Below are 23,613 nucleotides of genomic sequence, written 5' to 3' on the forward strand. Positions count from 1 at the left end.
ATTAATGGATAATATTGTCTCACAACAAATACCGCATGATGATGAAGCAGAAAAAGCTGTTTTAGGTGCGATTTTTATTGACCCTGAAGCAATTGCGGATGCAAGCTCTGAAGTTCAGTCGAGTGATTTTTACAAAAAGGCCAATCAACTAATCTTTCAGGCAATGTTGGACCTTTCGGATCGCGGAGATGCAATTGATCCGTTAACCTTGCAGGATGAATTAACAAAGAAAAATCAACTAGATGATATTGGTGGAATTGCTTATGTTTCGGAACTAGCAATTGCTACCCCGACAGCTGCACACGTTAGCTACTATGCCAAAATTGTGCACCGGAAGGCACTCTTACGGCACCTGATTTCTGCCAGTCAAAAAATCATTTCTAACGCAATGCAGGATTCGGACGATGTCACTGATATTTTGGATGACGCCGAAAGCGAGATTATGAATGTCTCCTCCGAAAACAACGCAAATGGTTTTCGGGAAATCAAGGATATTGTTAATGCTGCAATTGAGGAAATTAATAATATTCCTGAAGATGGGTCGATGGTCACGGGCTTGCCCACAGGCTTTATTGAGCTAGATAAAATGACCACTGGTTTTCACGCTGATGAGCTGATTATTCTTGCCGCTCGGCCAGGTGTTGGTAAAACTGCTTTTGCAATGAATGTGGCCCAATACGTCGGCCTTCATACTGATAAAACGGTCGCCGTCTTTTCACTAGAAATGAGCGGCGAACAGCTGGTACAGAGAATGCTTGCTTCAGAAGGATTGATTAATTCGCAGCACCTGAGAACGGGGCAGCTTGATGAAGAAGAATGGCGCAAGTTAATTGTTGCTTCTGGTTCACTGGCTAATGCCAGCATCTACATTGACGATACACCCGGAATTAAGATGAGTGAAATTAGGGCACAAGCACGCCGTCTTGCCAAAGAAAAAGGAAATCTTGGCTTAATTGTAATTGACTACTTACAGCTAATTGAAGGACCGCGTAGTGAATCGCGTCAACAAGAAGTTTCTGCAATTTCACGTCAATTGAAAAAATTGGCTAAAGAATTGCACGTTCCTGTAATTGCACTATCGCAATTATCACGTTCTGTTGAACAGCGTCAGGATAAAAGACCGGTTTTATCAGATATTCGTGAATCTGGCTCTATTGAGCAGGATGCCGATATTGTTTCATTTTTATACCGGGATGATTATTACCGCGAAGAAAATGAGGAAGGCAGTAGTGAAGATCATGAAGCAGTCGGAGCTGAGGATGACAATGGTGAAGTTGAAGTAATCATTGAGAAAAACCGGTCAGGTAGTCGTGGCACGATTAAATTGATGTTCTCCAAACCTTATAATCGCTTTTCCAACTTGGATTATAGTCATGATCAACCAGGGTAGTATTAAATAATATAAGCCACGAACTATTAATGAATAGCTCATGGCTTTTTTGTTAGCAAAAAATAAAGCGTATTGTGTGACTTTAAACAGCGAAGCTTGTACTATGAAGGTGTAAATAGTTAATTAGCAGTAGTTTTTTGTGAAAGGATCGATAATTATGGCTGACAAAGGTTTAAAAGATAAAGTTGCTGGTAAAGCTAAAGAACTTAAGGGCAAGATGCAACAAGCAGCAGGCGACGTTAAGGATAAGGCACAAGAAGCAACTGATAACGTCAAGGACAAAGTTGATGACGTTAAAGAAAATATGAAAAAATAACTGAATAAAAAAGATGACTGGAAGTTATTCACTTCCAGTCATCTTTTTTTGTTACACATGAAACAATTTGCTAACGCAGTTTCTTTTTTATTTCATCTGGTAATTCTAAATTAGGCTCATCTGAGTCATAAAATTCGTAGAATACAGGTGCTTTACTTGAATCATTACTTTTAGGATAAAGTTCATAATTACTAGTTAAGAGCGGCAGATTAACACTATCTTTAAATGAATTCCAAATATTAGTAAAAATTTGGGTAATTAGTTTACGCTCTTCTGGTTCCAAAGTCATGAAGACGCGGCTAAGACGATAAGTTCCAACCAATTTGTTATTGGTTAATTGGTGTAATTCTTCAATATCTGAGTTCTCAAATGCTTCAAACAAATCGGAAAAGGTTTCATTCCGTTTTTCGTCTGGAATTGAATTGTTGAAGTTAATTAAGGCATGGCGGATGACGCGGCTGCTAGCTGTTAAGCCATCAGCGAGAGTAAAACTATCGCGGCCGACTGACCAACGTCTTGGATCATGTTGATTACGCATTGCTGCAGTACTTTTTACGACGAGAGTTCGCTCTGGATGATCTAGCATTGCCCCAAAAATCGATCCTTGGGGGATATAAGTTTTCATCTTAGGCATTGCACGTACAAAACCTGGAGTAGTATAAACCTTGCGGAAAAAGCCAGGACCGTCAAAGCTAAATGCTGCAATTACACGATCTTGAATTTCTGGAGCAACGGCACTTAATGCATACTGGGCAAAATTGCCTCCCTTTGAGTGCCCAATAAGATAAATTTGTTTATCCGGAAACTTTTCGGCAATTTCTTCAAGATATTTGGCTGCGACTCCTTGGCCATAAATCTCGGATAAGTAGTTCATACGCATATCTTCGTTCCAGCCAATCATTGAACCGTCGGTTCCACGAAAGGCAATAGCAACTGAAGTATCATCAATGAGAAATGTGGCAGCATTAAATTGTAACGGATAAGGTGCTTTTTCTAATCTATCTGTCCAATCCAGAATTTTCATTCCACCAATTCGTGGACTATCAGGCAGGAGAATAATTTCAGCTGCAGTTTCGGAGTGCATCTGATGTTGAAAAGAGGGCAGCGCACGCAGTTTTGTTGCCACATCAGATAATGTATGCCCGACAGCAGAAGCGTCTGCGGGAAGGTAAACAATGGACGCTAGCAGTGCAGCATCGATACTATTAAAGCGGCGTTCTTTATAACTGAGGTCACCACGCCAGCGTAAGTAATCAAGAGATCCAGACATGAAAATACCCCTTTCTAGAACTTGAAATTTGTAATTAAGTATTATTGTAGTTGATTTAGTTTTTTAGTACAAAAAAATAAGCAGCCAGCTAGTTAGCGCTACTACTTATTTTTCAGACATTATTTGCCTAAGCTAGTGTAGCTAATTCGTTTAATGTCAGGATATTTGCGTAATGCCATAATAATGTTATTTTCATCAATATTATTATTGATAATGCCATCAACGAAGAAAATTATTTTTTCGTCGCTAACGTATAAAATTTTAACTGACACATTTTCAACATGATTGGCCGATAATTCTTTTTCGATTGTCTTCAAAATGCCATGTTTGTTGACCGCTTCGATTTGAATGTTGAAGCGAATATGCATGATGATTTTATTAATTATAGTATCATCATGGAAAATCATTTGAACTATGAAGAGAATCGCAGTAGCAATAATGCCCAAAAAGTATAACCCGGAACCAATCGCCATGCCGATTGCAGCTGTTGCCCAAACACCGGCAGCGGTTGTCAAACCGGAAATCTGACTTTTCTTAACTAAAATAGTTCCTGCACCAATAAATGAAATACCAGAAACTATTTGTGCAGCTATACGAGAAGCATCATATTCCATCCCGGAAATTTTCATCAAGTCAGCAAACCCATATTTAGAAAGAATCATAAATAACGCAGAAGAAAAAGCTACTACAATGTGGGTTCTGACCCCTGCACTTTTTCTCTGAATTGCACGTTCGTAGCCGATTAAAGCACCACATAAGGAAGCTATTACTAGGCGTAATATCCAAGGTAGTTGAGCACTAATCGGTGATATATCTACCATTATCTCACTCCTTTGAAAAAACAATAGTTAATATTATACACTTAAAAAGTGTTAAAAGAGAGGTATTTTTTGGTAAAGTATAGAAAATTAAGTTTGAGATATTTATTGAAAAAATATTTACCTTTACTCTTTATGTGCTATAACTATTAGCAACATTTAGTAATACTGAAAGTATAAAGAATTTTATCCTATAGTTGGATTGAGATTGTCGGTTACTAATAATTATAACGGAGAAAATAAGATGATGGAACAACTTACAGGTGTTGTAGGAATCCTGCTTGGGATTTGGGAAATATATGCTGTTTATAAGGCTTTTAAGGATACTAAGCAGCGTGGAAATAAAAGCACGTCTACCTTTCTACCATTGGCTCTATGGAGCGGAGTGGTTTTAGCTTTAGCTTTTATAGGGATTGGCATAGCACTAGTCATGAAGGTGTATTAGGCGAATCATTGAGCGCCAAACTCATCAATAAGATTAATTAGTGCAGAAGCAACTATTGCAACAAGCGATTTTTGCTTTCTGCGCTTTTTTCTTGCCAAAATTTGCATGACATGATATCTTACATTCTGTTACTACTGAGCAAAAATAATGTGGTAAGGTATAGAAAATCGTAAAAAATACTTGCGCAAACCAAGCTAATATGTTTTAATAAATATCGTTGTCGAGTTGACAATGCTGACTTAGCTCAGTTGGCAGAGCACGTCACTAGTAATGATGAGGTCGGAGGTTCGAATCCTCTAGTCAGCATTTAGAAGAATCATTTAAAGTAATTAACCTTGATTTATCAGTAATTTTAGGCAGATAAATTAAGGTTAATTTTTTTGCGTAAAACAGAATTATGCACACGCTACGGAACACATTTTTGCCCCTGTTCCGTACAAAAACTCTTAGGTAGACTTTTAGATGAGTAATCCAATAATTTTTCATTTTGCAAAGCACAACATTATTATGTCTGTAAGTTTTGTACCTTGATGTAAGCTGGCAATTTTTTAATGTTAAAAATGAAACATGTTTCATAAAAATATTGACTTTTTGAAACAAAATGCTAATATTTATCTGTAAGCGATTGCAAATTGGTGCAATTATAAATAAGCAGTAGGAGTGAATAAAATGTCGGAGAAAAAAGAGAATAACTTTCTCAACGAGAAGCTAATTCCACTTTTTAATAGAATATCAAGTGCTAGGCACATGGTCGCATTAAGAGACGGGATGACTGCAGCTGTGCCAATGATCATCATTGGTTCAATCTTTATGATTATTGGTCAGTTTCCAGTAAAGGGCTATTTAGACTTTATGGCCCATATTTTTGGCCCTAATTGGTCAACTGTTGTGCAATATGTGACAAATGCCTCGTTTAATATTATGGGTTTAATAGCCGTAGCTGGGATTTCCTATAGTTTGGCGAAAAGTTACCAAAACATTGATGCATTTTCAGCAATGATCGTTGCAATAAGTGCATTTATCTTAACGATTCCAATGCAAATTGGAAAAGACGGCGGACTATTAATTCCGTTAAAACAGTTTGACTCATCTGGTCTTTTTACAGCCCTACTAGTTGGTTTGTTTGTAACTGATTTGTATGTTTGGTTAATGCACAAGAATTTGGTTTTTAAGATGCCAGATACAGTTCCACCAGCTGTAAGCAATTCATTTGCGGCACTGGTTCCGGGTGCAATTTCTTTATTTGTAGTTTGGCTAATTAGGATTGGTGTTGAAGCAACACCGATGAAGAGCATTCCAAACGTAATTACTTTCTTCCTACAGGACCCAATGAGCAAGGTAACCAATAGTTTAGGTGGTGCAATTGTTATTGAGCTAGTGGTATGTACGCTTTGGTTCTTCGGTATTCATGGTGCCAACGCAATTTCAGGTATCATTGACCCGATTATGTATGCAGCGCTGGCTGCTAATGCTTCAGCACTTAAAGCTCATCAGGCTATTCCAAACATTGTTACCAAAACTTTCTTTGATAACTTTGTTAGAATTGGAGGCTGTGGTGCTACATTAGGCTTTGTTATCTTGATGACCTTCTTTGCTAAAGACAAAGAAATGAAGGCACTAGGTAAACTTGCTATTGGTCCGTCAATTTTTAATATCAATGAGCCAATTGTCTTTGGAACACCTATTGTATTAAACTATCGGATTATTATTCCATTTATTTTGGCTCCAATTGCCAACATTATTGCAACATACACTGCAATGAAGCTAGGCTGGGTTGCTAAAACAATCGGAATCTATCCTCCTTGGACAACACCAGCAATTTTATCTGGTATTCTATCCACTGGGCACATCTCGGGTGGTATAATGCAATTGTTTAATATTGTTATGGATACATTAATTTACTATGGCTTCTTCAGAAGCATGGATCGTGCTAAATTAAAAGAAGAGCAAGAAGCAGCAAAGCAATAGTATTAGGTAGGAGTAGAAGTGCAGACAAGGCAGAAGCTAACAGCAACGCAGCTAAAAATATATAATTATGTTGTTGCGAATAAAAAACAAATAACAGAGATAACTCTGCGTGAGTTAGCAAGTATATTAGGTGTTTCACCGGCTTCTGTTGTCCGTACTTTAGAAGCACTGGGCTATCAGCATTACTATGATTTGCAAAACGAAATTAAAGAAGAGCTGAACAGAAATAAAGTGGTTGATGATATCACTTATCAGGCACAATATTACTTTTCGCAAGCTTTTTTAGCAGATTACGATCAAAAAATTGTTACTTTTCAAGAAATTGCTAGAAAAACGACAGATTTCGTCTTTTTTGGAATTGGTTCATCTGGTGACTTGTGTGATTATGGTGCGCGTCAATTTGTTAATAATGGGCGTAACGCATTTTCGATTGATGATCCATACTACCCGGTTGAATTAAGCCGCGATCGTTTTAAAAACAAGACTGTAATAGTTTTATCAGTCAGCGGTGAGGGTCAACCAACAATTGACCAAGTAAAAAGTTTTAAGCAAGAAGGTGCGACAATTGTCAGCATCACTAATAATGAAGATAATACCATTGCAGGCTTATCGGATTTGAACTTTGCGTATCACTTAGAATTCAAAATAATCGGTGAAACAATCAACTTAACATCACAAGTTCCAGTTGTTTATCTACTTGAACGATTGTCGCGTGCACTGCGGGTTGATAAGTAACAAATTTTATTGAAGGACTAATTCCAGCTTTATTGCAGGAATTGGTCCTTTTGCATTTTTCCAGTTCTTAACTACTGTTAATTATATTTTGGCTAAGGGGGTGTCATCACAATATATGAAGGTTATAAGCCAAGCTTGGTAAGGCTAAAATCGGCTATAGCAAGATCTATTGCTTCACAAAACATTGTAATTGCTATAATAATAGTTATTAATAATTTTTAGCTATTAAAAGGGATAATAAAGATGAATAAAGCAAAAATTTTGGTGACTGGCATTATTCCAGAAGCAGGATTAACAGAATTAAAAGAAAATTTTGAAGTGGTTCATGCGCCTGAACATGAGACTAGAAAATGGGTTTTAGCACATTTATCTGAATACGAAGGCTTAATACTCATTGGGATGAAAGGTGACCGAGAGCTAATAGATGCGGGAGCTAACCTAAAAATCATTACAGCTAGTGGTGTAGGATATGACCACATTGATATTGATTATGCTAAGCAAAAGGGAATTGTTGTTGCGAATTGCCCTAAGAGTGTTCTGGTTCCAACTGCTGAGATGACATTTGCCCTATTATTAGCAACTGTAAGGCGGCTGCATTTTTATGATAAAAATATTCGCCAAGGAAAATGGGTCAATGTTTCTAAACCAGAAAATATGGGAACAGGACTTCAAGGAAAAACACTTGGTATTTATGGTATGGGGCGAATTGGTTCTGAAGTTGCTAAATATGCTCAAGTATTTGGGATGAAAGTCATTTATCATAACAGACATCAATTAGCGTCTGAGGTTGAAAAAGCGGAGCATGTTAGCTACGTCGACTTTGATACGCTAGTTAAAACATCAGATGTTATTACACTCCATGCGCCAGCTTTACCTTCAACAACTGGCGTCTTTAATTCGAAAGTGTTTAAGCAAATGAAAAAGACTGCTTATATTATTAATGCTGCGCGTGGACAATTAATTAACCAAGATGATTTGATATCAGCGCTAAAAAATGGAGAGATAGCTGGAGCCGGACTAGATGTTTATGAAACTGAACCACAAGTTCCACAAACTTTATGTGAATTAGACAACGTGGTTCTAGCTCCTCATGCAGGTACTGGAACTTTAGAGGCTAGAACGGAGACAGCTAAAGAAGCGTCTAGAAACCTTATTTCTTATTTGTGTGACCACAAAGCTTTGAATCGAGTTAATGAATAAACAAGATTATGAAAAACGGCCAAGTTATTACTTGGCTGTTTTTGTCTGTCTATAAAATCATTAACTGAATTTTGGGGTAGCATCTTTATTTAATTTCTTCAATAACCAGACCACTCCGGAAATTAAAAATTAATTCAATAAGTAAAAATACTAAAAAGATAATAGCTGCTGAAGCATTTTGTGAAAAAGGTACATAGCTTTTAATCATAGGCGGAATTAATAATAAAGCAGCAATCATGAAAGCTATTAAGAGTGCAGACTTTGGGTTCGGAATAACTTTATAATGAGCGTCAGTATTATTAATAATCATTTTTGCTGAGCGATTTAGTCCGTCTTGAGCCAGTTGTAGCGTGTCCCCTTTTTTTAAATTTAATTTTAAAGCATAGCCAGCTGCAATACTTCCTACTCTTAAACCATTAACTATTACAGTTGTAGGCTTGCCCATTGAAATATTACTTTTTGATCGTTGAACTGTAATCATACCGTTACACTTTCTTTAATAATAGATATTTAAGATTAGCTTATTAATAAAACAATTCAATGTCAATCTTGTTTAGTAAAAAAAAATATGTTTACAAAACAAAATATATAAACTATAATTTTGTTGTAAATTAATGTAAGCGTTAACAAAAAGGGGTGAAAAATCGTGCAATTGGTTAATGTGAGAGTTGATAGCCGTTTGATTCATGGTCAGGTGGCTCGTGTATGGACTGGGCAATTAGGTGCAGAGCGCTTAATGGTCGTTGGCGACAAAGTATCTAAAGATGACTTGGAAAAAACAGCTTTAAAATTAGCTCGTCCCACTCAAGCAGCTTTAAGTATTTTGCCACCAGATCGTGCAAGTAACAATATTGTTCAAGGACGCTATGCGGACCAAAAAATATTTATTATTACTCGTGAACCAGAGGCTCTGGTTGAAATGGTCGAAGCAGGAGTACCGATTAAAGAAGTTAATGTTGGTAATTTGCCAAGTGGTGAGGGCAGACTGCAACTATTCAAGAGTGTGGGAGTTAATGACGAAGAAATAAAGGCTTTTAAGGAACTTGATGCTCGGGGAGTAAAGCTTTATCACCAGATGGTACCGAACGACCCTAGAGAAGACTTTATGTCTGAATTAAATAAACGGATGGAGAAATAATAATGAATTCATTGAGTGTAGTTCAAATAATTTTGCTGTCTTTGTTTGCTTTCTTCCAAATCAATGAAATTATCACAGTTGGTATCGGTTTTGGTAACCCAGTTAATGCTGGATTAATTGCAGGACTAATTGTTGGTGATGTGAAATTAGGTTTGGCCGTAGGAGCAACATTGCAGTTAATGATATTAGGTGTCGGTACTTTTGGTGGTGCTTCGATTCCTGATTATGCCACTGGAGCAATCATAGGTACTGCAATTGCGCATATTTCAGGAAAAGGCATTAACTATGGTATTGGTGTTGCTATTCCAGTTGGTCTATTGATGGTGCAACTTGATATTTTGGCTCGTTTTACTAATACCTACTTTGCACACAGAATAGATAAGGCAATCGATCGTAACGATGATAAAGCTGTTGTACGAAATAGTCTTTATGGCGCTATTCCGTGGGGGCTTTCAAGATCAGTTCCTGTACTGTTAGTGTTGATTTTTGGCGAAGCATTTGTCAAAAATGTACTGAACTATATGCCACAGTGGTTAATGGGTGGATTAAAATCTGCCGGAAGCATGTTACCAGCAGTTGGTATTGCTATCTTAATGCATTATTTGCCTATTAAAAAATTTGGTGCATATATGATTTTTGGCTTTGTAGCCGCTGCTTATTTAAACATACCGATGCTTGGTGTTGCACTTGTCGGAGTCGGCTTTGCCATTAATCATTATAATTCTATTATTCATGATAAAAACCAGTCTGGTAGCGGTAATGGGTTAAATACAGAAAAAGCTGCTGAAATGAGTGTTGATGATAAAGGAGTAATTACAGGTGATGAAGAATAATACTACAGAAAAAACTCCGACAACGCAGAGTCATAAGTTAACTAAAAAAGATATTCGTAGCGCTAATTTACGCTGGATTTTTACCTCTGCACTAAGCTGGAACTACGAAACTATGATGGCTCCAGGCTATGTTGGTTCACAAATGCCAATTTTACGTAAGTTATATGGTGATAAGCCTGAAGATATGAAGAAAATGATGCGTGTGCAGTCTGAGTACTTTAATACCAGTCCGCATATGGGCTCCATTATCCAAGGTGTCGACATTGCCCTAGAAGAAAAAGAGGGTATTGATTCAGTTGATGGTATAAGAGGTGTTAAAACTGGCCTTATGGGACCATTTGCTGCTGTAGGTGACACCTTATTAGGTACCGTTCAATCCACTATTTTTGGTGCGATTGCATCATATATGGCTCTTAAAGGTAACCCGTTTGGTGCTATTTTATGGATGGTTGCATTAGGTATTATCTACATTTGGTCTTATACTTGGATGCCATTTGCCTATAAACAAGGGGTCAACCTAGTTACTTCAATGAGTTCTAAGCTTAACGCATTGACTGACTCAGCAACCCTGCTAGGAGTGACGGTTGTAGGAGCTTTGATTCCAACTGTTATTACTTTAAAAATCCCGTTAATCTTTAGAGCTGGAAAAGTTTCAATGAAGTTGCAGGATATTTTTAATCAGATAATGCCATCATTGTTGCCAGTTTTACTAGTTGCCTTTATTTATTGGCTGCTAGATCGTAAACATATGAACTCTACTAGAGCAACTTGGTTTGTTCTAGTATTGGCTATTATTTTATTCAATTTAAAAATTGTTGCATAAAACATAGAAATTTAAATATAGTCAGATTATCTGCTGAAAAAAGCCTGTTGCAAAAATAAGCAGGTAAATTGAGAAAACGCGGATGGATTGACAATAGTGATACAACCGTATTTTCTTTGATTTACAAAAGAATATTTGATAGCATAATTGCAAAAAATGCTGTAATAGCAGATTATGTTTAGATTATCAGGTTCTAAAGTTTATATTTTTAAAACAAATTTTAATAGCACCTGTATAATAACCAAATATGAAAGATGAGAAGATAAAATAAAATGGCTAATATCAGACAGGTAGCTCAATTGGCAGGTGTTTCGGCTGGTACAGTTTCACGAATCTTAAATAATGACACTTCCCTAAGTGTAACTGATCAAACGCGTATAAAAGTTTTGGCAGCCACTAAAAAGTTGAATTATCATACAAAAAATAAAAGTAAAAAGAGTCCCGTCATTGGCGTGCTGACAACTATGAATTTAGACCAAGTAGCAGAATATACATATTATCAGCAAATAAAGCAGGGGATTATTGAAGAACTTAAAAAAGAGAAAATGACGTTAAGTTCGATCTACTATTTGAATAAATCTTTGGACAGTTCATTTTGGGACAGATTATATTATTGGGACGGCGTAATTGTTATTGGTAGTTTATCCGAATCAGCCATTACTGAATTAAAAAAATTGAACTCTAATATTGTAATTATTGAGGCAAGATATAAAAGTAACTCAGTAAAACTAGTTAATGCTAATTTAACTGCTGGGGTAAAAGAAGCTTTAGCACAGCTTGAAAAGTTTGCTCAAACTAATATCGTATATGTTGGCGGTCCGCGTTATATGACTAACTTGCAAGGAGAAAAAACTCAGGCAAAAGGTGAAGTTCGTTTAAATTGTTACCGAGAGTGGATGAAGCTGCATGATCAGGATGAATGCTCAATCAGTACTTCTGGTTGGAGTATTGAAGATGGGGTTCAAGCTGGCAAACAAATTGTCCAATTACCTATTTTTCCTAAGGGAATTTTGGCTGGAAATGACCAAATAGCAATCGGAATAATGAGAGAATTGTACACAAAAGGCTTTCGTGCTCCTGAAGATTACCATATTATTGGATTCGATAATATTCAAATGTCCAAATATTATATTCCAAGATTATCATCAGTTTCAGTTCCGGAAAAGGACCTAGGTACAACTGCTGTCCATTTAATTAGAGAAGATATATTAGAGAATAAGTCGCGTGCTGCTACTACGCTACTGGAAGTTGAACTAATTTTGCGAGAAAGTACTGGTAATTAGTTTGGGAGGAAAAAATGGAAAATTATTATCCTGAGCAGTTAAGTGGAGATCAAACGAAGATTTTACTCACAAATCCTGATCGTGGTTTTCGCTTTGAAGTTTATTTGGATGTAAAAACGGGTAAAAGCATATATGAATATGCGAAGGAAGATGCTATTTCCGCGTTAAAAAGAGAAGCATCACTGTATACAGATGATCAGCCACAAATAGTACAAGTCTATTTTTACTTAACTGGTTACCAGCATGCCCCTTTAGATGCACAAGCTTTTGACCACATGAGTGCATTTTTTGAGGAGCTGGCTAAATTAAATTTAAAAGCATTACTTCGTTTTGCTTATATTTCTGAAGATAAAAGACCTTATAGACAGGCTCCTAGTTTGCAGAGAATACAGCAACATTTGGAGCAATTATCTGGCTGGCTCCAGGAACATCGCCAGCAAATTCATGCTTTGCAGGCAGGCATTATTGGACCTTGGGGGGAATGGTCTGCCCATGCTCGAGAAACAACTGATGAATCAGCAATTCTGCATAGTTTGCTGTTAAATTCTCCTCAGGATCTAACTGTACAGGTACGTTACTTAAATATAAAAAATCGCAATATAGGTGCTGCTGAAAAAGAGAATGAACAACGAATTGGTTTTCATGATGACTTTTTAATTGGCATTGGACATGAGTGGAACACAGCGGGTAAAAATTATGATTCAAATGAGTATCAACAATTAATAAGAGATTCAAAAAAAACAATTGTTGATGGCGAAAGTATCTGGCTATTTGCCAATCCTATGTATTTAAAAACAAAATACGTAGATCCTGAATTGACCACACAAAGAATGGTTGAAAATCATTTTACTACCTTAAGTATTGCACATAATTACCATGAGATAAAAACTAATTCATATTATAATGTGACTTTAGAAAATGAATTAAAAAGAACTGGCAAACCCGAGGGTCTAAAATTTCCTCAAATGGGCTCATTTGAATATTGGAAACATGTCCCTGTTACGCCAGATTTACTAGATAAAAAGAACTGGCCTTATCAAAAATCATGGTTTTTGAACCAAAAGAATCAGACAATTGAACGTAATTATTTTGAATATTTACGTGATTATTTAGGCTACCGTTTAGAAGTTAAACAAATAAGTTATAACTCCACTTTAAATGCTGCCGTTTATCTCACACTGAAGAATACCGGTTTTGCCGCTCCTCTGGCTTTGCAGAAAATAGAGTTATTTGCTGCAGATCAACAACAGAATATTATTGGTAAAGCTTTCGTGGAAAAAAGTGCTTTACAAACTAACCGAGAAGTAACTACAGTTATTCCATTGACTAAATCTGAACAGCCTGACAAAGTCGGCGTTAAATTACTTGCCACTAATGGTAGTACGGCACGTCTGGCTAATGAGTGTCAGTGGGCAGATGGCATCAACTGGTTTAAATTATGACTGAGGGGATCATCATGAAAAAAGTATTTAAAAAATCAACTTTAATAGCTGTATTTTTAGGACTGTTTCTTTTACAAAGCCAGCAAAGTTTATCTTCAGTAAAGGCTGTAGCCGTTACTGGATATGATGAAAAGCCCTTAACCGAGCAGCAAAATCAAGAAATGGCAAACAATACCGATCGCGGCTTTCGGTTAGAGTTAAATTTAAATGTTAAAACCGGCATGGGACTATGGGGCAATGCGGATAAAACAGGAATAGCGCAAATGAAAAATGCGACAGCTACATTTGCTGATGATAATCCGCGACTTGCACAAGTATATTTTTATCTGACTGATTATAAAAATAAGCCACTAGATAAAACTGCCTTTAATAATATGAATCAATATTTCAAAAAGTTAAAGCAAAACCATTTACAGGCTGTATTACGTTTTGCATATATTTGGGATGATGCTCATCCCAAATCTCAGGAACCTACAACTGAGCAAGTGGTTGCACATATTAAGCAGCTAGCTCCTTGGATTGCTCAGCATCGCGATCAAATAGCTAATTTACAAGCTGGATTTATTGGAGCTTGGGGGGAATGGGACAGCGGAGCACGCAGTCGCATGAATGAAAAAGCAATTCTGCAGGCATTATTAGCTAATACCCCTAAAGACTTATTTATCCAAGTCAGATATTACAACATCAAGTCGCGGAATATTGATCCGCAGAGTTCTGACTGGCAAAGAGTTGGATTTCATGATGATTACTTGATTGGTCGCCCTCACGAGTGGAATACCGCAGGTGCAGATCCTAATTCTGCTGAATGGAAGGCGATGGCAGAACAATCTCAGACTGTACCGGTTGACGGTGAAATGATTTGGGGTTCTGCCAATGCATCAGACAATAACGGTCAGTTAATTTCTGCACCACTGATTGCTCACCGCCTTGCAGTTGATCATTTTACTTCATTGAGTATAGCTCATAATTACAAAGAAGATGGCAAGGACTATTCTTTGAGTTCTTGGAAACGGCAATTAGTAACACCAACTCTTTTAGAGCAATATAAATTACCGTATCAAAAATCATGGTTTAAAGACACTAATGATAATGAAATAAGCCGTTCTTGGTATGAATATATTAGGGATTATCTGGGTTACCGATTAGCAGTTAAAGATATTAGCTATCAAGCAGATGAGAAGAGTATTGACTATCAAGTTAATTTAACTAATTATGGCCTGGCTGCTCCTGTTTTAATTAATAAAGCAGAATTGGTATTACTGAATGCATCTAAAAAGGCAGTGGCTACTAAAGAAATAACAGATGTTGCACATTTGCAATCGCTTCAAGTTTTGCCAATTGAATGGCAAGTAGACAAAGCGCTGGTCAAAAAAGCAAAATATTTAGCTTTCAAGTTTACTGGCTATAGTAATACAGGAAACCGCTTGGCAAACAATATAGCTTTTGCTAAGGGATATAATTATTTGCTGACACTTAAATAAATAGTTATAAAAAGACAAAAACCAATAAATTACGTTTCTCAAAACGATAATTTATCGGTTTTTTATTTACGATAAAAATTAAAGACAAAATTTACTTATTTTTTTGATCCCAATTAGCATTGATGCATTGTGTCGAGCTTGTTTTAAAGCAAATTTTACTATTACACGCAAAGCAAAGAAAAGCATTTTGTTAATGGGCACTTGGTTCTATTCATGATCCCTTTGTGCTAGTTGTTGAAGCTCAAAATTTAGGGGGGATAACTACCGCTAGTGGCGATCATACTATGATTTTATTGAGATTAATATTAGTTATTTTGACAGCAGTATATTACGCAAACAAGAAAGAAACTTATGACAATTTAAACTCCCAGGAAGGCTGTATTTTCAGTTTGCAAAATCGGGAAGTTTTAGGTGACCCACAAATTTATTTAGTTTATATTCTCAATTTTGTGGCTATTTTTGTTTTTTAAGAATAAATAATAATGGGTAAATTGTAAAATGAAGTTATTTCTAGTTATGCCGCATTAGCAGCTTCTTTTTTATTAGTAGAATAAACTACCTTTACTATTGTTACCAAAACAATTAAACAAGTTACACATAATAGTGTTAATGCGATAGTAATACCGAGCGAAGCAGTAATTGTAGTAAAAATAGTTGTCACAACTGGTACAGTCACAACTAAAATAGTGTTAAGCATTCCCATAGTTGATGACAAAATATTTTGATCAACGGCTTCAACAAGCCACTGTGTTAATTTAGGGCTAGCTGTACCAATAAATACTGCAAGGCTTGCCATGATAGGTAGGCAAATAAAAATATTTTTAATAAGCATTGTACCAATAACTGCGATACTTAGAACTGTTGAAATAATTGCGATAGTGAATAATGACATTTTCTTGAATAATTTTGTGCCTACAATACTACCAAGTGCCATACCAGCAGTCATTACACCTCCTATTAGGGCAATCGTGAAACTGTAAGTTCCAATGACCATAGAAGACTTATTACCAGCGATTACGATTGAAATTAAAGGCTCAATTGTTCCTAAGACTCCATTTAGTAAGGCAATTACTAGAACGACCGACAATAATCCCTTTGCTTTTTTTACTTGTTTGAATGATAAAGCAATTGTTTTAAAGAATCCCTCTTCATTAACTGAAGCAGTTTCTTCTTGAGGACGAGTCTTGTAATAATTGCGACCGACGCTGGCAAAAAGGACACCTGCTGCTAGAAATGTTAAGGCATTGAAGATTGCTAGGCTTGAATAAGACATGAAAAGTAATAAACCAGAGCCAATGAATTGTGCAATCATATTGATAATACCGTTGATTCCACTAACAAATCCTTCAGCTTCAGCAACTTCATCATTTCCAACAATGTTAACAATTAGAGGCATTTGAAGGCCACCAGAGTATGAACCGGCAATATCTGACACTAAGTTAATGCCAATAACAGCTAAAACTAGGTTCCAGCCAGCAAAACCACTAGCGAAAAGTAAGCCGACGATTAGATAGAGTCCAAAGCGTATAACGGCTAACCAAACCATTAACTTGAATTTGTTTTTTGTACGGTCAGCTAAATATCCACTAAGAACTTGAAAAATTTGAGGTACTGATTCTGAAATTGAAATCAATGAAATAGCCAAGGCGTAATTTCTTAATTTACTTGCATAAGTAATAAGTGCTAAGTAAAACAAAATATTGCCTGCACCAGATAAAAAACTGGCAATTGTAAATTTTCTATAATCCTTATTCTTTATAAAAATGTCCATAATTTATAACTCCTAAATAAAATTTTATATATATTAAGTTATAACTTGGATATAATAAGGATTATCAAAAATGTCACATTTGAATGTTAAACGCCAAATTTGAATGAAATTAAGGAGGAGCACTAATGACAATAGGACAATTGCTAAAGCAATATCGAATTGAGAGCTCGAAAACACAAAAAGAATGGGCTGGTAATACGATTAGTACATCATATTATTCAAAAGTTGAAAAAGATCAGCATAGAATTACAGCTGAGGATTTGATTGAATTATTGCGTGCTAATAACATTAAATTGTGGGAATTTTTTGGCAAGCTTAGTCAAGAAGATAAAGTAAGATATGACGAAAACAGAGATATTGGCGAGGCAATGAATGAAGCGTTTTATCATAATGATAAGGATCAGCTTAAGGATATTAAAAATGTTATTGCAAATAGCGAAATAGCTGATAAAGAAGATCAGTTGTTATTTATAAATGCAGTTATAGCCTTAGTTGGTAATCATAACGTAGAAAATCTTGATGAAAAAGATAAAATTGAGTTGAAAGAAAAGATTTTTAATATTTCTGATTTTGACGAAAGTAAATTGGCTCTATATTGTAACTTTATGACACTTTATGATCTTGATAACAATTTGTTAATAAGTCGGCGAGTAATTACACAATTTCGCTATTCGGGGAATTCGAATGTTCAAGAAACAATATTAGCAATAGTGATTAACATTTTATTTATGTGTATTGAGGAAAATAGATATAAAGAAACAGAATTTTTTATTCAAGCAGCTGATCAAATTAGTACTAAGCCGAACTTGTTTTTTTATAAAAACTGCATTTTTATACTTAAAAATATAGTGAATTATCACTATGAAAGAAAGGATGAGTATTTAAATAAGGCTCGAAGGGCAATTGATCACATTAGTTCGTTGGGCATGCCGGAGTATAGTAAAGATGTGAAAGGTTTTTTTGATAAATATGGAAGGAATTAAAAAAGGTGTATTTGATATTTAGAATTCAAATACGCTTTTTAGTGTCTTCGGTAAATCGTTATAAAGTTTAAAAAAACACCATACGAAAAAATATTGTTTCATATATGACATTTTTTAACTTGTCTCACTCCTTGAAGGTATTATCTGTATAAGAAAAAGATTAAATTAGAGGAGGAAAACAAATGATTAAATTTAATATTCGTGGTGGTTTTGGTGATTCTACTAAACCTGATGTAAATATCCGTGAGCAAGATAACCTTTACTTGGCTGTAAATTCAAAATGGTTACAAGAGAACCCTTTTCCTGCAGGTCAGCCGTGGATTAGTAGTTTTGATATAGCAGATAAACAAACGCGTAAATATCTATTGAAGGATTTTGCTGCTTTTGTTGTTGGTAAAAGCCCAGTTCCCGGAGTTAAGAACTTTAACAAAGCAGTTGAATTTTACCGGGTAGCTGAAGATGAAGAAAAAAGAGCTGATGACGGCGCTGCTCCAATTAAGGAAGACTTGACCTTTTTAACCGGACTCGACAATTTAGCAGATATCAATAAGAACTTGGCGAATTTGTTGCTAGCCGACAACTTGCCATTTAAATTCGAAGTGGAACCAGATTTTAAGGATGCACAACTAAATATTGTCACTTTTTACCGGCAAAATTTGATTTTGTCCGATACCAGTTATTACGGTAATGAAAAAACCGCTAACTTGCTTGATGTTTGGCAAAAGCAAACCGTTAATTTGCTGGTAATGAGTGGCGTTCAGCAGGATAAAGCTGAGCAATACGCCGCAGGAGCAGTTACGCTGGACCAGCGTTTGGCGCAGGTTTATCAATCAGCAGAATATAATTCTGAGATTGAAAATATATATCATCCAATGAGTGTGACAGAATTTGAAAATCATAGTAAAAATATTCATTTAGCTGCTGTGCTGAAAGAAACCGGACTTGAAGCCGCTAAGAAAGTTAATGTTACTGAACCAGGCTATTTAGATAAATTTGATGAATTGTTTAATGAAGAACATTTTGCTGAATTAAAAGGCTGGCTAATCGGGTATTTTATTAATCAAGCAGCTGGATATTTGTCACGTGAATTTAGAAAGGCCCAATTACCACTAAGAAAAGCAATGTACGGAGTAGATTCTTTAGATGCAGATGAGCGCTTTGCTTATGATGAGACGGTCAGATTATTTGGAGATGTCATTGGCCAATACTATGGCGAAAAATACTTAGGTGCTGAAGCCAAAGCCGATGCTACTAAAGTCGTTAAAAATATGATTGCGGTTTACCAAGATCATTTAAAAAAGAATTCTTGGCTGTCAGATACAACTAAGAAAAAGGCGCTAAAGAAGCTAGACACTTTAGTCTTAAAAATCGGTTATCCAGAGCATGTTCAAAGATTTTATGACGAGTTCAAAGTAACGCCAGCTACAGAAGGCGGCAGTTTATATAGTAATGTTAAAGCAAATAGTCAAATTAAACTTAAGGATAACTTTGCGGATATCAACAGACCGGTTGATCAATCACTTTGGATGATGTCGGCGGTAGAACCAAATGCTTGCTATAATCCGCAAAGTAATGACATTACTTTCCCAGCACTTTTACTCCAAAAGCCTTTTTATGACCTACATCAGGATCGTGCAGCTAATTATGGTGGTTTTGGTACAGTTGTAGGACATGAAATTTCGCATGCGTTTGACAACAACGGCTCGCAGTTTGATGAGTTGGGTAATATGAAAAACTGGTGGACTGACGAAGACCAGGCTGAATTTAATAAAAGAATCAAAGCTGAAATTAAGCTGTTTGATGGCGTTGAAGTTGGTACAAGCAAAATCAATGGTAAATTAACAGTTTCAGAAAATATTGGTGATCAGGGTGGTCTAACAGTGGCCGTTGCGGCTAATGAGCAAGAAGGTGGAGACGCTAAAACCTTGTTTGAAAACTATGCGCGAATTTGGGCAACAAACGCTAAGCCTGAATTTTGGAAATTAATCGCCGCTTCTGATGTTCATGCTCTTTCCCAGGCTCGAGCAAATGTGCAGGCCCAATGTCAAGATGAGTTTTATCAAGCTTTCAATGTTAAAGAAGGTGACGGTATGTGGCTTGATCCGGATAAGCGGGTACAAGTCTGGTAATTACACTTGAGGGAGTAGCTACAAGCTCTATAAACCAATTGCTTTTAGTAGCTTCATACTCCAGAACATCTTAAATAGGATATTAAAATACCTAGCGTGAATTGAACATTGCTAGGTATTTTTGATTGCTAAATATAGATGAAGTATAATTCCTTTTTATATGAATACTAATTACAAGGAGGAAATAGAATGAAAAAAATAGACGGGCATTTACATTTAGTACGTTCACTTGCAGGATTATCTGCTAAGGGCCGAATGACACCTTTAGGCAATGGTAAAGCGATTTGGGACAACGGAATGTTTCTTAATCTAATACCTGAAGGCTGGGGCGACCATGATTTCACTGCAGAATCAGCTCTAAAGGTTATGGAAGATAATGAAGTTGAAAAAGCAGTTTTGCTTCAGGGCAGTCTATATGGCTTCCAGAACTATTACTCTTATCAAGCAGCAAAGAAATATCCTGATAAATTTATTGCAGCTTTTTCTGTTGACCCATTTGCTGATGACGCGATGGAAATTGTTAGACGTCACGTAGAAGACTTAGGCTTTAGAGCAATTAAATTAGAAATTAGCCAAGGTGGAGGTTTACACGGATATCATCATCCATTCCGTTTAGATACTTCATCAGAACTAGGTAAGCTTTTCCATTTCTTTGCTGACTATCCAGGCTTCGTCATCACAGTTGACTACGGTGATTACACTCAATTCAGCTACGAACCTGAAGCAATTGTTAACTTGGCTCGTCGCTATCCTAAATTAGACTTTGTTGTTTGCCATTTATCATTCCCTAATGCAGACCACTTGAATCGTTTGGAAAATGCTTTGGAACAGTGGGAGCCATATGAAAACATCGCCACCGAAATTTCAGCAATTCAAGATATTGAAAAAGAAACGACTTTCCCATTTCCACGGTGCCAAAAGGACGTTGCATTAGCTAAAAAGGTTCTTGGTGCTAAGCGTATTTTTTGGGGCACTGATTCACCATGGTCATCAACATTTAATTTGTACCACAATTTAGCTACTTGGTTAGAAGAAACGGACATCTTTACGGAATCGGAACTTGAAGATGTTATGTATAACAATGCCAATCGTATCTATTTTAAACAGCAAAATGTGCAAGCAATGCGTGATAGTGAAGATCCAGTTTTTCAAGATATATAGAGATAACAAAGAGAAGCATCACAATATTATTTTACATTCCCATTCTGATTCTATTTGATATGGACTGTTACTATTCCCCAGGTAATAATCTAAGGCATACATAGAAGGTGGCAGTCGCTTTTCTTGATATTGAACACAAAAAATCTGAGAAATTACATTTCCCAGATTTTTCATAGAGTGTTTAATTAGTTTTCTTTATGTCTGTGAATGAACCAACCAGATACAGCTGCAAATGTTGCGGACAGAAGACCAGCAAGAATAGTCAGTAGATTTTGCGTTTGGTTTTTACCCGTTTGTGGTAATTTGTTGCTAGCTTGATGACCAGTAGGTGACTTTGGTATGGCAACATGATTATTAGTTAAATGCTGTTTTGAAGGGCTTTGAGGTGATTGAGGCCGTAGATGATTAGTTGTTTGCGGTTTAGTAGGGTTTTTACCATGATGGTTGTCGTTGACAGGCATATTTTCGGCAGGAGTATTACTATCTTTTGCGTAAATATAGGTGACATCTTGAGCCTGTGTACTAAAGAAGCCGGTGGCATTAGTAGGCCGACTTTTTAGGTGATACCCAGTAAATTCTTTTGCATCAGTAGTATACCCATCACCAACGTTACCACTTAAAACAATGTCGGAAGTAAGAGAATTACCATCTTCATCTTGATAGTGAACAATTACATTAGCAGCTTTACTTGGGACAACAGGATTTACTGGTGGCTTGGTAGGAGCTTTTTTGTAGAGATAAACAACATCAGTTATAGTGTTATCTGCAAAGCTACCGCTGGCATTAGCAGGAGTTTCTGCTAAAGTGTAGCCAGTAATATCTTTCGGCTTTGTGGTGTATGGAGTGTTTAATCCACCAGTTTGTACATCATTAGGTGCTAATTGGTTGCCCTCTTGGTCTTGATAATGTGTAATAACAGCCGCATTGTATCTAACATAGGCATCGGCGTCTTTAGCCGGATTATAGTTAGTTAAAAGTTGTGGAGATGTCCAACGCTTATCTTTAAGTGCTTGAGGATGCTCTGTTGTACCATCACCGACGTTAACCCAGATTCCGGGCGTATCTAAGCCAGTATTTGATAGAGAATTTTTAGCACCTAGTTTTAAGTAATTTAAGCCTGTCAGTCCATTTAGCATATTATCGCTACTGGTAACAGAGTCCATATTGAAATTACTGATATCAAGGCTGGTTAAGCTGCTATCTCCTGAAAACATTTCCATCATGTCAGTTACCTGGTCCGTGTTAAAGTGACTAACATCTATCTTTGTTAAATTGGTGCAAAAGGCAAACATTCCGTTTGTGCTAGTAATATTACTAGTGTTGAAGTGGCTAACATCTAATTGGTTCAAGCTCATACAATATAAAAACATGCCCACAGCTTGCTTAACGTTGCTGGTATCAAAGCTAGCAACATTTAAATTTGATAATTTAAAGCACATGCCAAACATAGCAGTCATGTCCGTTACCTTTGCTGTATTGAAGTTACTAATGCTCAGAGACGACAAGTTTCGACAGGCATAAAACATAGAATTCATGTTTTCAACATTTTTAGTATCAAAATTATTCAGATTTAAGTTGGTTAAGCTTGTGCAAAGATTGAACATGGTGCTCATGTCTTTAACCTTTGCTGTATTAAACGAGCTAACATCGAGATTTGTTAAGGCAGAACAAGACTTAAAAAGCTTGTTCATATCAATTACATTACTAGTATTAAAGCTACTCAAATCTAGACTTCTTAAATTTTTATCATTAGAGAACATAGAAGCCATATTCGTAACTTGGCTTGTGTCAAAGTTAGATAAACCTTCAAACTCTTCTAAGTCGTTTAAATCACTGAAAAGACCAGCGGCAGATCCTTTGATAGTTAAAGGTCCGTCGATAACGATCTTTTTAGGTTTATTAGTGAGAAAGAATTGACTAATTGATCTAGGCACATCATTACTAGCAGCTGTTACATTACCAGAAATAGTAGCAACTCCTTGATCAGGATCATATGTAAGATGGGCACCATTAATGTCAGATGATATTAAATTGGCTTTTGTAGCAATCCTTTGCTGTTCATTTTCATCATGTGTAATTGCAGGAGGCATGTCAGACTGATTTGCATTACTAGCAGGTTCATTGTTATCAGTAGTTGATGAATTGCTAGCAGGTGGAACTGACGGCATCGATGAACTGCTGTCATCAGATGTACTTGGTTGTTGATTAGCTACAGATTCAGCAGCTTTTGTTGACTTAGTTACATTGCTGGCCGCTAAGTGAGAAGCTGCAAGCTGATCAGCTTTTGCAATCTGTGGGCTAGCGCTTAATAGACCAATGGTGGTCAAAACACCAACTAATAATAATTTCTCCTTATTTTTATTCATTATTCTTAACCTCATATAGTAAAAAATAACGTACTGTTTATACAACTTGAGTCTAGCACGG

21 protein-coding genes and 1 tRNA gene are annotated in these 23,613 nt (G+C 36.3%); 17 read left to right on the forward strand and 5 right to left on the reverse strand.

All coding sequences use genetic code 11. The features are described 5' to 3' along the window. The first annotated feature begins 4 nt into the window (after positions 1-4). A complete protein-coding gene (dnaB, locus tag DKL56_RS00070; protein ID WP_074426146.1) occupies positions 5-1,390 on the forward strand; it encodes a replicative DNA helicase in 1,386 nt (461 codons plus the stop codon). 157 nt (positions 1,391-1,547) lie between these two features. Then, positions 1,548-1,706, forward strand: a complete 159-nt coding sequence (locus tag DKL56_RS00075; RefSeq protein ID WP_101138738.1) for a YtxH domain-containing protein — start codon at positions 1,548-1,550, stop codon at positions 1,704-1,706. A 70-nt stretch (positions 1,707-1,776) separates the two neighbouring features. Here the strand turns inward: DKL56_RS00075 and DKL56_RS00080 are convergent, their stop codons facing one another. Continuing rightward, positions 1,777-2,976: a DUF2974 domain-containing protein gene (locus tag DKL56_RS00080; protein WP_109714947.1), complete on the reverse strand. Its 1,200-nt coding sequence runs from the start codon at positions 2,974-2,976 to the stop codon at positions 1,777-1,779. Between the two features lie 119 nt (positions 2,977-3,095). Continuing rightward, positions 3,096-3,797 carry an MgtC/SapB family protein gene (locus DKL56_RS00085; RefSeq protein WP_046305725.1) on the reverse strand — a complete coding sequence of 234 codons (702 nt, stop codon included), beginning with the start codon at positions 3,795-3,797 and terminating at the stop codon, positions 3,096-3,098. A gap of 241 nt (positions 3,798-4,038) precedes the next feature. Here DKL56_RS00085 and DKL56_RS00090 point away from each other — a divergent pair, with 241 nt between their 5' ends. The 5 genes from DKL56_RS00090 (at position 4,039) to DKL56_RS00110 (ending at position 8,142) form a co-directional block, all read left to right on the forward strand. Further along, positions 4,039-4,239 (forward strand): immunity protein, encoded by a 201-nt coding sequence (locus DKL56_RS00090; RefSeq protein ID WP_109714948.1) that lies wholly within the window; start codon positions 4,039-4,041, stop codon positions 4,237-4,239. A gap of 233 nt (positions 4,240-4,472) precedes the next feature. Then, positions 4,473-4,545 (forward strand) — tRNA-Thr (locus DKL56_RS00095). 363 nt (positions 4,546-4,908) lie between these two features. Then, complete coding sequence (gene celB / locus DKL56_RS00100) at positions 4,909-6,207, forward strand: PTS cellobiose transporter subunit IIC (RefSeq protein ID WP_109714949.1); 1,299 nt, start codon at positions 4,909-4,911, stop codon at positions 6,205-6,207. Between the two features lie 18 nt (positions 6,208-6,225). Continuing rightward, on the forward strand, positions 6,226-6,942 hold the full coding sequence (locus DKL56_RS00105; RefSeq protein ID WP_074426142.1) for a MurR/RpiR family transcriptional regulator: 717 nt from the start codon (positions 6,226-6,228) through the stop codon (positions 6,940-6,942). A gap of 243 nt (positions 6,943-7,185) precedes the next feature. Then, complete coding sequence (locus tag DKL56_RS00110; protein WP_109714950.1) at positions 7,186-8,142, forward strand: NAD(P)-dependent oxidoreductase; 957 nt, start codon at positions 7,186-7,188, stop codon at positions 8,140-8,142. A gap of 85 nt (positions 8,143-8,227) precedes the next feature. Here DKL56_RS00110 and DKL56_RS00115 read toward each other — a convergent pair whose 3' ends face one another. Next, complete coding sequence (locus tag DKL56_RS00115) at positions 8,228-8,623, reverse strand: hypothetical protein (protein ID WP_109714951.1); 396 nt, start codon at positions 8,621-8,623, stop codon at positions 8,228-8,230. Positions 8,624-8,788: 165 nt separating this feature from the next. Between DKL56_RS00115 and DKL56_RS00120 the strand changes: the two genes are divergently transcribed. The 7 genes from DKL56_RS00120 (at position 8,789) to DKL56_RS00150 (ending at position 15,612) form a co-directional block, all read left to right on the forward strand. Next, complete coding sequence (locus DKL56_RS00120; protein WP_074426139.1) at positions 8,789-9,280, forward strand: PTS sugar transporter subunit IIB; 492 nt, start codon at positions 8,789-8,791, stop codon at positions 9,278-9,280. Between the two features lie 2 nt (positions 9,281-9,282). Further along, positions 9,283-10,113, forward strand: a complete 831-nt coding sequence (locus tag DKL56_RS00125) for a PTS mannose/fructose/sorbose/N-acetylgalactosamine transporter subunit IIC (protein WP_109714952.1) — start codon at positions 9,283-9,285, stop codon at positions 10,111-10,113. Continuing rightward, positions 10,103-10,936 (forward strand): PTS system mannose/fructose/sorbose family transporter subunit IID, encoded by an 834-nt coding sequence (locus DKL56_RS00130; RefSeq protein WP_074426137.1) that lies wholly within the window; start codon positions 10,103-10,105, stop codon positions 10,934-10,936. Before DKL56_RS00125 ends, DKL56_RS00130 begins: the two co-directional genes overlap by 11 nt. A gap of 272 nt (positions 10,937-11,208) precedes the next feature. Next, complete coding sequence (locus DKL56_RS00135) at positions 11,209-12,219, forward strand: LacI family DNA-binding transcriptional regulator (RefSeq protein WP_074426136.1); 1,011 nt, start codon at positions 11,209-11,211, stop codon at positions 12,217-12,219. A 14-nt stretch (positions 12,220-12,233) separates the two neighbouring features. After that, positions 12,234-13,661 carry a DUF4874 domain-containing protein gene (locus DKL56_RS00140; RefSeq protein ID WP_109714953.1) on the forward strand — a complete coding sequence of 476 codons (1,428 nt, stop codon included), beginning with the start codon at positions 12,234-12,236 and terminating at the stop codon, positions 13,659-13,661. Between the two features lie 14 nt (positions 13,662-13,675). Further along, a complete protein-coding gene (locus tag DKL56_RS00145; RefSeq protein WP_162542483.1) occupies positions 13,676-15,142 on the forward strand; it encodes a DUF4874 domain-containing protein in 1,467 nt (488 codons plus the stop codon). Positions 15,143-15,366: 224 nt separating this feature from the next. Then, positions 15,367-15,612, forward strand: coding sequence for a hypothetical protein (locus DKL56_RS00150; RefSeq protein ID WP_162542484.1), 246 nt, complete (start codon positions 15,367-15,369; stop codon positions 15,610-15,612). A 44-nt stretch (positions 15,613-15,656) separates the two neighbouring features. Here the strand turns inward: DKL56_RS00150 and DKL56_RS00155 are convergent, their stop codons facing one another. After that, positions 15,657-16,913, reverse strand: a complete 1,257-nt coding sequence (locus DKL56_RS00155; RefSeq protein ID WP_109714956.1) for an MFS transporter — start codon at positions 16,911-16,913, stop codon at positions 15,657-15,659. A gap of 125 nt (positions 16,914-17,038) precedes the next feature. On the opposite strand from DKL56_RS00155, the gene DKL56_RS00160 reads away from it, so the two are divergent. From DKL56_RS00160 to DKL56_RS00170, 3 genes are all read left to right on the forward strand, one after another. After that, positions 17,039-17,896 (forward strand): helix-turn-helix domain-containing protein, encoded by an 858-nt coding sequence (locus DKL56_RS00160; RefSeq protein ID WP_109714957.1) that lies wholly within the window; start codon positions 17,039-17,041, stop codon positions 17,894-17,896. A 182-nt stretch (positions 17,897-18,078) separates the two neighbouring features. Beyond that, positions 18,079-20,025, forward strand: coding sequence for a M13-type metalloendopeptidase (locus DKL56_RS00165; RefSeq protein WP_109714958.1), 1,947 nt, complete (start codon positions 18,079-18,081; stop codon positions 20,023-20,025). 189 nt (positions 20,026-20,214) lie between these two features. Beyond that, entirely contained in the window at positions 20,215-21,186 is a 972-nt protein-coding gene (locus tag DKL56_RS00170) for an amidohydrolase family protein (protein WP_109714959.1), read from the forward strand. 185 nt (positions 21,187-21,371) lie between these two features. On the opposite strand, the gene DKL56_RS00175 is transcribed toward DKL56_RS00170, so the two are convergent. Then, entirely contained in the window at positions 21,372-23,552 is a 2,181-nt protein-coding gene (locus DKL56_RS00175; RefSeq protein WP_162542485.1) for a BspA family leucine-rich repeat surface protein, read from the reverse strand. Between the last annotated feature and the right edge of the window lie 61 nt (positions 23,553-23,613).

This window comes from Lactobacillus apis (assembly GCF_003150935.1).
In the GTDB taxonomy this organism is placed as follows: Bacteria; Bacillota; Bacilli; order Lactobacillales; family Lactobacillaceae; genus Lactobacillus; species Lactobacillus apis.